Raw genomic sequence first — 12,943 nt, forward strand, 5'->3', positions numbered from 1 at the left:
CGCCGACCCGGCACCGCGCGTTCGCCGGGTTATCTCAGCCCTCGAGCTGCGTCGCCTGGCGCAGGTCGTCGGCGGTGAGCAGGTTCGGGTCGAGCGCGACCTCGGTGCGCACGGTCAGCGCCGCGAGGATCGACTTGCGCACCCGCCGGCCGTCGAGACCGCGCAGGCCCTTGGCCAGCTCCGCGCGCAGATCGGTGTCACGCGCCAGCGGCAGGAGATCGGTCCACTGCTCGGCCAGCTCGGTCAGCGAGGACGCCACGATCTGCTCGATGACCTCGTCGTCGGGCAGCGTGGTGCTCATGACCAGGTCGGCCCGCGACAGCACGGCTTCGTCGACCGCGTCGACGAAGTTGGTCGTGGCCACGAGCACCAGGTGCGGGCACTGGGCACGCAGCTGGTCGAGCCCGGAGAGCACCGCGTCCGTCGCGCGGTGGACGTCGACCGGGTTCGTCTCGAATGAAGCCGAGCTGCGGCGCACGGCGAGTGCTTCGACCTCGTCGATCAGCACGATGGTGTGCGGCCGCCGTGCGGCGAGCTCCGGCAGGGTGTCGAGGAACAGCCGCGAGACCGCGCGCTGGCTCTCCCCGAGCATGTCGCTCGGGAACGCGTGCGGGTCGACCTCCACCAGCGTCGTGGCGCCGCGCGGGGCCATCTTCCGCGCGGCGGCCTGCGCGAGCCCCTGCGCGAGGGTCGTCTTGCCCGTTCCCGGGGGCCCGGCCAGCACGATCAGGCCGTGCGGTGCACCGGAGAGCCCGCTCAGCAGCTTGCCCTGCCGCAGCACGAGCAGCGCGGTGCCGAGGAGCCGTTCCTTGGTGCCCGCGGGCACGATCATCGAGTCCCACGGGCCGTCGTGGTGGTCCGAGGGGAGCGCGTGCAGGCCGATGACCCCGGGCGGGAGCGTCCGCTCGCTCACGGCCAGGACGGCCGGTCGAGGGCGGGCCACACGACGGTGTTGACGTCGCCGGCCTGGGCGTCGCGGATGTGGTCCGGCGGCTCCTCGAAGAGCACGGCCGGGTCCATCAGCGCGCGCATCGTCTCGAGCAGGCTGTCGAACATGTGGATGCGCACGACCCGCGCCGTGTTCTCCTTGGAGTCGTTGAAGTGCTGGTGCCACAGGAAGTGGTCGACCACGATCAGGTCGCCCTTTTTCCACGGGTGGTTCTCGCCGCCCTCGGGCTCGGTGCCGAGGTAGGAGTGGCCCTCGCCTTCGAGCACGTACAGCCACGCCTCGCCGGCGTGGCGGTGCATCGACTGCTGCCGGCCCTGGCCGATCTCGAACATCGCCATCGTGATGCCGGAGGCCTGGTAGCCGATGGCGCGGTCGAGCAGGAACGTGGTGCGGGTACCGCGCGGGGTGTTGAGCATTTCCAGCTCGTCCCAGTCGGTGTGCAGCCGGCCGCTGCGGCGCTTCTGCTGCTCCTTGCCGAGGCGGCGCAGGCGGCGCGCGTAGGCGTCGTCCCCCTGCGCGTCGGGCGAGCTGAACTCGGGGCGGCCGGGGAGGTTCTCGACCGGTTCGTGCCCGCGGTCGTCGAGGATCGACATGCCCATGGTGGCGAGCAGCGGTTCGCTGGAGAAGGTGAGGTAGCGGAACGTCTCGTCGCCGTCGTTGCCCGAGCGGTGCCACGCCCACGCGGGGATGTGGGCCGAGTCGCCGGGAGCCACGGTCACGCGCTCGCCGTCGATCTCGATCCAGCCCCGGCCACCGACGCCGAGCACCATGGCGTCCCAGGAGTGGCGGTGGATCGTGGTCACGACACCGTGGTCGACCTCGTGCACGAGGGCGTCGATCGAGCGGGTCGGGTTGTCGCCGTCCTCGCCCATGTACACGCCGGTGCGCATGCCCCGCGCGGTCTGCGCGAGCTTGACGTCCTCACCGCGGATGACCGTGCGGTGGTTGTCGCGCCAGTCCTCCAGGAACTTCGCCCGCCGGGCCTTCTGCTGGTGGTAGTGCGTGGTCTTCGTCGTGGTCTTCGTCGACACCGAGCCTCCTGATTGGCAGGACCATTTTACCTTTGGCATTGTGGTCCGCCGGGCTTGCCGGGGCAAGCGTGGACTTTTGGTCATACCATCAGGCATTATGGCGACATGAAGGTCGCCGAGGTCCTGCGCAACCGCGACTTCGACTTCTACTGGGGTGGCGTGATCCTCTCCCAGATCGGCAGCCGGGGAACGATCGCGGCCAACCTCTACCAGGTCTACGAGCTCTCCGGCTCCGTGGCGCAGACCGGGCTGGTGGGTGCCGCCCAGGTCGTGGCGCTGGTGGTCTTGAGCCCGCTCGCCGGTGTCTACGCCGACCGGGTCGACCGGCGCAAGCTCCTGCAGTGGTCGCAGGCGGTGGCCCTGGTCGTGGCGGTCGCGCTCGCGGCCACGAGCTTCGCCGGCCACGCCGACGTCGTGCAGGTGGTCGGCTCGGTCGTGCTCACGACCGCGGCAGCCAGTTTCGACCAGCCCGCCCGCCAGGCCCTGATCCCGGCCCTGGTCCCGCGCGCGCAGCTACCGCAGGCGTTCGCGCTGCTCAACCCGTCCCGGGAGCTCGCCGTACTGCTGGGCCCGGCGCTGTCCGGGGTGCTCATCGCCGTGAGCGGCCCGGGGCTGATGTACGCCGTCGACGCGGTGACCTACCTGCTGCTGATGATCACGCTGGCGCTGCTGCGGATCCCGCACCTGCCGGGTTCGGGTGAGCACATCACGCTGCGGGAGCAGTTCGTGGAGGGCGTGCGGTTCGTGCTGGGGCGGCGGATCGTGTGGCAGATGGTGCTGCTCGACCTGGTGGCGACCGTCTTCGCGGCGTACCGGGTGCTCCTGCCCACACTGGCGATCGACCGGTTCCACCTGGGCGCCACGGCATACGGGCTGCTCTCGTCGGCGCCGTCGGCGGGCGCGCTCGTGGCGACCTACACGGTCTTCCGGGTGGTCGCCCGCAGCAAGCGGCTCGGCAAGGTGCTGCTCGGTTCGACGATCGCCTACGGCCTGAGCGCGGTCCTGCTCGCCTGGGCCGGCGGGCTCGTGGTCGCGCTGGTCGCCTGCCTGCTGCTCGGCGCGTTCGACGCGATGGCCACGACGATCCGGCAGGCGGCGGTGCAGTTGGAGACACCCGACGCGTTGCGCGGCCGCGTTTCCGCGATCTACCAGATGGCCTCGCGTGGCGGCCCCGCGTTGGGCGACACCGTGATCGGTGCCGTCGCGGCGGCGGCCGGTCCCGTGCTCGCGCTGATGATCGGGGGACTCGCCACCGCCGCCTTCGCCGTCGGCCACTTCGGCCGGGCGAACCCGGTGCGCAAGTACGCGGCGGCGCGGGCGGAGGAACCGGGCGCGGGCGTGACCCCGGCCGCCGGGTGAAGTGTGACGACTTCGCACTGAATGCCACATTCCGGTAGTGCGGAACCCCTGCTCGTGGTCTGATGACCTCCGCGAACGCGGCGGGGGAAGGATACGGGCGGGGATGAGCGACACCTGGCGGGTGCCCGGGTTCACCGAGGTGGACGTGCTGGGCAGCGGCGGCTTCGGGCAGGTCGTGCTGGCCAAGCACGAGGGCTCCGGACAGATGGCGGCGATCAAGTACCTGCGTGCGGAGTACCTGGCCGACGCCCAGGTCGCGGACGGGTTCCGGCGTGAGGCCTGGCTGCTGGCCGGGGTGCGCAGCGCCCACGTGGTCCGGCTCTTCGAGTTCGTGGAGACGCCCGAGGGTGCCGCGCTGGTCATGGAGGCCGTGCCCGGGGTGTCGCTGCGCGCGTTGCTGGCGGCGGAGAAGGTGCTCGCGCCGGAGTCGGCGCTGGCCGTGCTGAAGGGCTCGCTGCTGGGTCTCGCCGACGCCCACGCGGCCGGGGTGGTGCACCGGGACTACAAGCCGGGCAACGTACTGGTGTCGCGGGAAGGCGAGTCGAAGCTCGTCGACTTCGGACTGGCCACTTTGGACGGCCACAATGGCCTGTCGGCCGGCTCGCCGTCGTACATGGCACCGGAGCAGTGGTCCGGGCAGCCGGGGATGCCCGCGACCGACGTGTACGCGGCCACGTGCGTGTTCTACCAGTGCGTGACCGGCGAAGTGCCGTTCCGGGCAGACACCACCGACGGGTTGCGGGCGCTGCACCAGACGGCGCCGGTGCCGCTGGAGGCCGTGCCCGAGGCGCTGCGGGCCTTGATCACGCGGGGCATGGCGAAGGACCCGGCGTGGCGCCCCGTCCGGGCGGACGCGTTCGTCGCGGAGCTGGAAACCGTCGCTCGCAAGGCTTACGGGAAGAACTGGGAGAAGCGGGGCTGGAAGCGGCTGGCCGCGTCGGCCGCCGCGCTGACGGCGTTGACTCCGCTGGCGCTGCTGGCCACCGCCGGCACCGCCGCCGCACCCGCCGCGGCCGGTGTGGGTGCCGGCGCCGTGGCGGGCGGTGTGGGCGGCGGGGTGCCGGCCACGGGCACCGGGATGGGCGCGACCGCCGTGATCGCCGGCAAGATCGCCGCCGCGGTCCTGGTCGTCGGTGCACTGGTCGCCGGGGGAGTGGCGATCTTCAGCAGTCACGACGACCCACCCGCGGCGGCCGCGCTGACCGTCGCCATGCAGACCACGTCGGGGCGCGACCAGGCGCTGCCGGTCACCTACGACCTCCAGTTCCCGCAGGTGTCCGGCGGCCCGGATCCCGCGGTCCGGCAACGGATCAACGACGCGTTGCGCGCACCGGTCGACCAGCGGCTGAAGCAGATCCGCGACGGCGTGGCCGGCTACCGCGACCTGTTCTCCGAGCGCGGCGACACGGCCGCGGCCCACACGACGGCCCAGATCCTGCTCCGGACACCGAGCCTGCTTTCCGTGCGGTACCAGCACGACCTCGACTCGGCCGTGCTGTCGCACCCGACCTGGCGCTTCCCCGTGACGATCACCGTCGACCTCGGCACGGGGCAGACGCTCGGCCCCCGCGACGTGTTCCGGCCCGAAATCCTGACCGCCGCCGGGATGCGGACGCTGACCCAGCGGATCGAACCGCACACGAAAGACGGGTTCCGGACCGTGCCGGGGGTCGACGGCCCCGGCCGCAAGGTCACGATCGACGCCGCGGACCGGCCCGGCGGCGGCGACCACGTGCCGGGCACCGACTTCGGGTTCACCGGGACCGGGGTCCAGTTCGAGATCCTGTGGGAGGAACTCGGCGCCTCCACCGCGGACGGACACGAGACCGTGGTCGTGCCCTACGGCGAACTCGGCGACCTGCTGTCACCGAAGCTGCTGACGATGCTCGGCAAGCCGGCCGCGGCCTCTTCGCCGCCGCCCTCGCCCTCGGTGTCCGCGACTTCCTCGGCGCCCTCGACGGGCCGGTCCCCGGACGGGCCCACGTACACGAACCCGCGGTTCGGGTTCACCACGCTGATCTCCGAGGGCTACCTCGCGACTCCGTACTCGCCACCGAACGGCGACGGGATGACGTTCACCAACCACGACGTCGACGCGACGCTCACGGTGTGGGGCGCCAACTCGACTCAGACCGCGGCGCAGGCGCTGGCCGCGGCGGTCGCCGAGGTCCGAGCCGGGGGCGGGCGGGTGACCTACCAGAAGGACGAAGGCGACCACTACTCGGTTTCCGGCTTCGAGGCCGACGGCAAGATCTTCTACGAACGCGGGTTCACGGGAGCCGCGTCGATGGCCGCGCTGCGCTGGGTCTACCCGAGTGAGTACAAGACCCAGTTCGACGGGCTCGTCAACGAGACACTGGAGGATTTCCAGCCCGGCGACCTGTCCCGGCCGCACTGACCGCGGTCGAGCGCCGGGCCGTGACGTACAGGCGGGCGAGCGCCAGCGGCAGGTCCCGGGGATCGCTGATCACGTGGTACTCGTCCGCGTCGCATATCGTCCGCAGGTAGTCGCCGCCGGCCGGGTCGACGGTGATGAGGTACGGCCGCACGCCGGCGCGCCGGGCTTCGGCGAGCGCGCGAGTGGTGTCGGCCAGCGCGTAGTCGAGCACGGCGTCCTCGCCGTACTGCTGCCCGTAGTCGAGGTCGAAGGGCCGGCCGTCGGACAGCAGCACGAGCAGTTTCGCCTGCGCGTCGTGCGCGGCGAGGCGGCGGGTGAGGTGGCGGATGGCCGGGCCCATGCGGGTGGTGTGCTGCGGCACGAGGCCGGTGAGCCGACGCAGGGTCGCCGGCGTGCGCGGCTCGTCGAGGGACTTCACGACCGAGAGCACCACGTCCTCGCGGCCCGTGCCGGAGAATCCGTAGACGCCGTAGCTGTCGCCGACGCGCTCCACCGCTTCGAGCAGCAACGCGACCGATTCCCGCTCCAGGTCGAGGATCCGGCGGACCCCGTCGTCGCGTTCGGGCAGGCGTTCGGCCGTCGACGAGCTGAGGTCCAGCGCGAACGCGACGGCCACCTCGCGCGCCACCGGTTCGAGCGCGCTGTACACGGCTTCGCCGGGCGTTCGTCCGGTCCGCAGGTCGGCCATGGCCTCGACGCAGGCGTCGAGGTCGAGGTCGTCGCCGTGGCGCAGCCGGGTGCGCCGCCGGCGCCCGAGCGGCGCCATGCGCTCCAGCTGTGCGGTCAACGCGGGCAGGAGCGCGCGGTTGCGCCGCAGCGCGTCGGAGTGCCCGCGGCCGCTGCGCCCCGACCGGGGCCGCTTCTCCCGCACCAGGCACCAGTCGGCCAGGTACCGGCCCGCGCGGTGGTCCCACTCGGGGTAGGTGAACTCGTGCCGTCCGCTCGCCCGCAGCGGCCCGGTTTGCCCGTGGTGGTGCTCGTCCATGTCCGGCCCGTGGTCGTGCGGCAGGGGTTCCGGCGGCCGCTGCACCGCGGTGACGTCGACCTGCCCGCTCTCGGCTGCCAGCGAGCGTTCGGTGAACTCGTCGGCGGCTTCCGTCTCCTCGCCGGTCATCCGCAGGATCGCCTCGGTGAGCGGCGTGCCGGAAGCCGCCAGGCCGAGGTAGCGCGGACCGGGTACGTCCCGGTAGCGCACGGGCGCGAACCGGACATCGAACACCTCGTCGCCTTCGAGCCGGAACTCCTCACCCGGCAACGTGAATCCGTCGTCCACATCGGACCGGGTGAACTCGACCTCGTCGCACGGGCCCGCCGCCGGTTCGAGGTTCGGCAGCCCCGCCAGCACGCCGTAGCACCGGATCGTCGCCTCGGCCGTCGACTCCACAGTGGACCGCGGATCGGTCAGCACCCGGGCCACGGCGGCCATGCGGTCGAGGGCCGGATGCAGTGCCCTCGGCAGCCGCAGCGTAACGGCGCCAAGGCTCAGCCGGACCAGCGCCTCGGCCGCCGCCGAACGGGCCGGCAGCTCGGCGAGGTCCGGTCTGGTCGCCAGCTCGTCGCCGCGCACCCGCTCGTAGTCCGGCGCGAGACCGGGGAACAGGCGTTGGGCCGCGGTGTCCACGCGCAGGTCTTCGAGGGCGGTGAACACCTCGACCGCGAGCGCGGTCCGGCCGAACAGGCCGGCGAAGCGGTCGAGCCCGCCGTGCAACCCGGCCGGGCGCAGCCGCCGGAAGAACGGCTCCGGCCGGTCGAGGGCGAGCTCGAACGTGCCGAGCTCGTGGTGCAGCGCCCGGTGTGTCACCGCCACCTGGTACCACGACCGTCCGGAGTGGACGTGCGACGGGAGCCGCACGGTCGTCGCGGTGTCGGGCCGCTGGCGCCGTTCGGCGTCGTCGTCGTAGGGCACCAGCTCGCAGCCGCGGCCGCACAACGCGCGGTAGTACAGCGAGAGCGAGCCGGCCAGTTCGTCCAGGCGAGTGAGCACCGGCGCCGTCATGCCGCGAACACGGCGTGCGTCACCTGCCGGACGGCGTCCTGCACGTCCCGGTCGTCGCTGGTGGCCAGCACGAGCGCGACATCGCACGCGCGCCGCGGCGCCACCCCGCGGCCGATCAGCGTCCCGGCGTGGACGAGCAGCCGGGTGCTCGGGCCGGCGACGAGGTCGGCGGCGTCGAGGTGCCGGATCCGGGCGCCGAGCGCGGCCAGTGACTCGGCCACGTCCGCGGGCACACCCGCTTCGTGTGCGATGATCTCCGCTTCCAGGTCGGGGTCCGGGTAGCCGAACTCGATGGCCAGGAACCGCTGGCGGGTGCTCGGTTTGAGGTCCTTGCTCGTGGCCTGGTAGCCCGGGTTGTACGACACCACCAGCAGGAAGTCGGGGTGCGCCGCCACCGTGGTGCCGAGCCGTTCCAGGGGCAACGCGCGCCGGTGGTCGGTCAACGAGTGCAGCACGACGTTGGTGTCCTTGCGCGCCTCCACCACCTCGTCGAGGTAGCAGATCGCGCCCGTGCGCGCGGCCCGCGTCAACGGCCCGTCGAGCCACGTCGTGCCCTCGGCCGAGAGCAGGTACCGGCCGGTGAGGTCGGCGGCGGTGAGGTCGTCGTGGCAGGTGATCGTGACCAGCGGCTCGTCCGGCGGCGTGCCGGTGCGCTGTTTCGCGATCTCCCACGCCATGTACTCGACGAACCGGGTCTTGCCGCACCCGGTGGGGCCCTTGAGCAGCACCGGGATGCGCTGGTCGTAGGCCGCGCGGAAGAGGTCGACCTCGTCGCCGGTCGGCAGGTAGAACGGCGCGGTCACGCGAACTCCCCGCTCTGCTCGCGGCGGATCCACGACACCGGGTCGGGCGCGTAGTCCCGGTGGTAGTCGCCGGGGTAATTGATGCCCGGCACCGCGGGGATCCAGTCGTACTCCAGGTGGTGCGTACCGCCGAGGCTGCTGGCCAGGCGCACCACGCGCTCGGAGTCGAGTGCGGTGATCCGGCCCTTGTCGATCAGCTTGACCCACTCGCCGGTGCTGCGGCGGCGGATCTCGTAGGTGGCGAACAGGTTGTGCACGTGGGGGAAGTGCATCGTCGGCAGCTTGTTCTCCTTGGCGTAGGAGAGGAACGTCTGGTCCCAGTGCTCGGCGCCGAAGCCGAAGTGGATCACCCCGGCCTGCGCGCGCTCGGGCAGGTTCGTCCAGGAGTCGTTGTAGTTCCACAGGGTTTCGATCTGGCGGTAGCTCTTGGGGTTGGTGCCGATCGACGCGTCATTGAAGTACGCCCAGCCCGGGTAGGGGAATCCGGGGTAGTGCGTGTCCCGGTAGCGTTCCACGACCTCGCGCCACAGCTCGCCGTAGCGGCCGCCGCCCTCGATCTTCGTGATCATCCCCGACTCGATCGTCACCGACGCGTGCGGGAAGTACCCGGTGTGGTTGCTCGTGCCGCCGACCACGCCGTTGAGCGTCGGCATCAGCGTTTTCGCCTCGCGCAGGAAGGTGTCCGCGGGATGGCCGAAGCGGATGCCCTGGATCGTCGAGCCGAGGATGTGCCCCGAGATGTAGGCGCCCTTGGGCCACAGCTCGGCTTGCTGCGGTGTCACCAGCCAGCCGAGGTCCGTCCCTTCCGGACTCGTGATGCGGACCTCGGCGGCGTCGCGGAACGCGTCCACCACCATGAGGTCCACGGTCCGCCAGATCTCGTCCGGGATCCCGTTGGCGCGGGAGATGAAGTCCTCGTAGGTCGAGTACACCCAGTTGTTGCGGATCCGCTTGCCGGCGGCGCGCTTCCAGTGCGAGCGGCCGGCTTCGCCCGCGTAGACGCCGGTGTAGCCGGGGCGGTCGTCGAGGAAGCGCTTCAGCGCCGCCGCGGCGACGTTGAACTCGATGCCCTCCTCGATCATCGGCGGCAGCCGGTCGGTGATCTCCCGCCACCCCTCGGCCGCGCTGTAGGACTTCACCTCCATGCCGAGGTCGGTCACGTCGATCCGGTCGACCTTCTCGACGCCGATCTCCAGCAGCGCCTGGCGGATCGCCTGGAACACGAGCTCGTGCTGGTGCGGGAAGGTGACGATCAGCAGCTCGTCACCGGGCCGGACGTCGCCGAGCGCGGAGCGCCCGTAGCGGCGCCGGACGTGGGCCCGCGCGAGCGGCATCAGCTCCTCGAGGTCGTCGGTGCGCTCCTGCAGCAGGTACCGCGGGAACCGCGGCGCCGGGTAGTCGAACCCGGGCAGCGGGGCGGGGACACCGGGAGCCTGTGCGGACAGGGGGTACGGGGCGGTCATCGGCGGCCGTGCTCCTCTCGGGTCAGTGGGCGGGCAGGACGATCGCGTCCTCGGGCTCGGGCTGCAGGAAGATCGGGTCGCCGTGGGCGAGACCGGCCTTTTCCTTGTAGATGCGGACCTTCACCACGTCGTCGCCGAGGCGGACGTAGTAGTCCCAGCAGTCGCCGTGGTAGATGCTGAACTCCACGGTGCCCTTCCAAGCCCCGGCGTCGTGCTGCTTGCGGGAGAAGCGGAAGCTCTCCGGGCGCATGAACACGCTGACCGGGTCGCCGACGCCGAGCTGCAGGTCGGCGCGGCAGATCAGCCGGCCCGGACCGACCTGCACGCACACGCCGGTGTCCGACACCTCGGTGACCACGCCGGTGAGCGTGTTGGACACCCCGAGGAAGCGCGCGGTGAACTCCTGCTGCGGCCGGGCGTAGATCTCCTGCGGCCGGCCGCGTTCGACGATCGAGCCGCTGTTCATCACCACCACGTCGTCGGAGACCGCGAGGGCCTCGTCCTGGTCGTGGGTCACGAACACCGTCGTGATGCCGAGCCGCTGCTGCACGGCGCGGATCTCGTCGCGCATCCGGTCGCGCAGGCCGGCGTCGAGGTTGCTCAGCGGCTCGTCGAGCAGCAGCACCTTCGGCTCGCGCACCAGGGCACGGGCCAGCGCGACCCGCTGCTGCTGGCCACCGGACAGCGCCGGGGCCGGGCGTTCGGCGAAGTCGGCCAGGCCCACGAGGTCGAGCGCGTCGAGCGCCTTCTTGCGCGCCGCGGCGGCCCGGACCCGGGGTTTGTTGACCCGCAAGGGGAACATCACGTTCTGCACCACCGACATGTGCGGCCAGATCGCGTACGACTGGAACACGATGCCGATAGGCCGGCGGTGCGCGCCGGCGAACACGCCGTTGCGCGGGTCGGACACGACTTTGCCGTCGAGCTCGATCGAGCCGGCGTCGGCGCGTTCCAGCCCGGCGATGAGCCGCAGCGTGGTGGTTTTCCCGCAGCCGCTGGGGCCCAGCAGGGTCACCAGCTTGCCCTCGGCGATCTCCAGGTCGATCCCGTCGACCGCGTTGGCGGCCACGGTCCGGCCGGGGAATCGTTTCGTCAGTCCGGTCAGCCTGATCATCTTCGGATCCCATTCTCCTACGGGTGGGTGTCGGGTCTGCTCAGCTCTGGTTCGCGCCCTGGATCCCGAAGCGGCGCCCGAGGAGCCGGACGCCGGCGACGAGGATCGTCAGGAACAGCACCATCACCACGCCGAGTGCGGCGACCACCGGGTACGAGCCGTTGGAGTAGAGGTCGTAGATGCTCACGGACACGACCTCCGACCCGGAGGAGTACAGGAAGATCGCCGCGGAGATCTCCCGGAACGCGACGATCATCGTGTACAGGAACGCGGCCAGCAGTGAGGGCATGAGAAGCGGGATGAAGACCCGCCGGAACGTCTGGGCCCAGGAAGCCCCGCTCGCGGTCGCCGCCTCCTCGAGCTCGTCCTTGATCTGCGACATGCCGGGCACGAGGTAGCGCATGGCGTAGGGCAGGCTGATCGTCACGAACGCGACGATGAGGATGGTCAGCGTGCCGTAGAGGTGCACGGGCAGCGGCGCGGCGAGGTACCAGTAGAGGATGCCGACGCCCATCACGATGCTGGGCACGGCGATCGGCACGGTCGCGAGCCCGTCGAGCAGCCCGCGGCCGAAGATCTTCGTCTTCACGGTGAGGTAGGCGACCACGGCGCTCAGCGCGGTCACGATCACCGCCGAACTCACCGCGGTGATGACGCTGTTTCGCACCGAGTCGATCAGGGCCGGCTGCCGGAAGATCTGGGCGTAATTGCCGAATCCCAGGTCTCCCAGTGCTTTCAGCGACGGCGGTTCGTAGCCGGGCAGCAGCGACGACCAGATCAGCATGGCCAGCGGGAGCACGACCGCGATCACGAAGAACAGGATGAACACCGCGAGCCCGGCCCAGCGCCACTTGCCGAGGTCCTGCACCGTCGAGCGGAACCCCTTCCCGGTGATCGTCTGCGTCGCCGAACGGCGGCTCAGCCGTTGCGACAGCACCAGCCCGATCGACGCGATCACGAGCACGAACACCCCGATCACCCCGACCGTGCCGTAGTCGGCCGGGAACGCCTGCAGGGCGCTGTAGATCCGGCTGACGAACACGTAGGTGTGGCCCGGCACGCCGATCAGCTGCGGCACCTCGAACGTCGAGATGGTCTGGATGAACATCAGCAGCGCGGCCGACAGGATCGCCGGCCGGGCCATCCGCAGCGTGATCACTCGGAAGGTGCGCACGGGGGAGGCGCCCGACGCGAGCGACGCCTCCTCCAGCGACGAGTCCATCGAGCTGAACGCCGCCGTGCCCATGAGGAACGCGACCGGCGCGACGTGGATGGACTGCACGAACACCATGCCGGCGATCGAGTAGATGTTGAACGCCGGCAGTCCCACCGAACGCAGGACGCCGTTGAGCGGCCCGCGTTCGGGCGACAGCAGCAGCGCCCACGCCACCGTGTTGAGGATGCCCGGCACGATCAGTGGCACGAGCGCCGCCAGCTGCGCGAACGTCTTGCAGGGGGTGTTGGTGCGGCTGACCAACCACGCCAGCCCGAACCCGATCACCGTGCAGACGATCGCGGTGAGGCCGGCGTAGAGGAACGAGTTGAGCACCAATGTGCCGAACCCGTCGGCCGCGAAGGTCGTGGCGTAGTTGCGCAGCGTCCACGCCGAACCGCCGGTGCCGAGGAACGACGTCTGCAGGCTGGCGTAGATCATCGTGCCGACCGGCACCAGCGCCAAGTAGGCCACCGCGATCGCCGCGACGGCGAGCGTGAGGTAGCGCGGCTGCAGCAGGGCCCGCCAGTTCCGGGTGCGCGAGGTCTTCGCGGCCCGGCCGGTCTCGGGAGGTGCCGGGTCGCCGGGTCGGGTGTCCAGCAGGGTCATCGTGGGTC

9 protein-coding genes are annotated in these 12,943 nt (G+C 71.3%); 2 read left to right on the top strand and 7 right to left on the bottom strand.

Annotated features, from left to right (window positions below):
- Positions 1–34 precede the first annotated feature (34 nt).
- Entirely contained in the window at positions 35–913 is an 879-nt protein-coding gene (locus ACWEOE_RS16995) for an AAA family ATPase (protein ID WP_452009676.1), read from the bottom strand.
- Entirely contained in the window at positions 910–1,980 is a 1,071-nt protein-coding gene (locus ACWEOE_RS17000; RefSeq protein WP_452009679.1) for a cupin domain-containing protein, read from the bottom strand. Before ACWEOE_RS17000 ends, ACWEOE_RS16995 begins: the two co-directional genes overlap by 4 nt.
- A 105-nt stretch (positions 1,981–2,085) precedes the next feature.
- On the opposite strand from ACWEOE_RS17000, the gene ACWEOE_RS17005 reads away from it, so the two are divergent.
- Positions 2,086–3,339 carry an MFS transporter gene (locus tag ACWEOE_RS17005; RefSeq protein WP_452009682.1) on the top strand — a complete coding sequence of 418 codons (1,254 nt, stop codon included), beginning with the start codon at positions 2,086–2,088 and terminating at the stop codon, positions 3,337–3,339.
- 103 nt (positions 3,340–3,442) lie between these two features.
- A complete protein-coding gene (locus ACWEOE_RS17010) occupies positions 3,443–5,737 on the top strand; it encodes a protein kinase domain-containing protein (RefSeq protein WP_452009685.1) in 2,295 nt (764 codons plus the stop codon).
- Here ACWEOE_RS17010 and ACWEOE_RS17015 read toward each other — a convergent pair.
- The 5 genes from ACWEOE_RS17015 to ACWEOE_RS17035 are packed head-to-tail and all read right to left on the bottom strand — an operon-like array spanning position 5,685 to position 12,935.
- The gene (locus ACWEOE_RS17015) at positions 5,685–7,721 is read right to left on the bottom strand and encodes a VWA domain-containing protein (RefSeq protein WP_452009688.1); all 2,037 of its coding nucleotides are present in this window, start codon (positions 7,719–7,721) and stop codon (positions 5,685–5,687) included. The two genes, ACWEOE_RS17010 and ACWEOE_RS17015, sit on opposite strands and share 53 nt — an antisense overlap.
- A gap of 8 nt (positions 7,722–7,729) precedes the next feature.
- On the bottom strand, positions 7,730–8,536 hold the full coding sequence (locus ACWEOE_RS17020; protein ID WP_452009690.1) for an AAA family ATPase: 807 nt from the start codon (positions 8,534–8,536) through the stop codon (positions 7,730–7,732).
- Positions 8,533–9,999: a hypothetical protein gene (locus ACWEOE_RS17025; protein WP_452009692.1), complete on the bottom strand. Its 1,467-nt coding sequence runs from the start codon at positions 9,997–9,999 to the stop codon at positions 8,533–8,535. Before ACWEOE_RS17025 ends, ACWEOE_RS17020 begins: the two co-directional genes overlap by 4 nt.
- Before the next feature lie 22 nt (positions 10,000–10,021).
- Positions 10,022–11,113, bottom strand: coding sequence for an ABC transporter ATP-binding protein (locus tag ACWEOE_RS17030; protein WP_452009695.1), 1,092 nt, complete (start codon positions 11,111–11,113; stop codon positions 10,022–10,024).
- A 40-nt stretch (positions 11,114–11,153) separates the two neighbouring features.
- A complete protein-coding gene (locus ACWEOE_RS17035) occupies positions 11,154–12,935 on the bottom strand; it encodes an ABC transporter permease (protein WP_452009697.1) in 1,782 nt (593 codons plus the stop codon).
- Between the last annotated feature and the right edge of the window lie 8 nt (positions 12,936–12,943).

The sequence above is a fragment of the Amycolatopsis sp. NPDC004368 genome, from assembly GCF_053602515.1.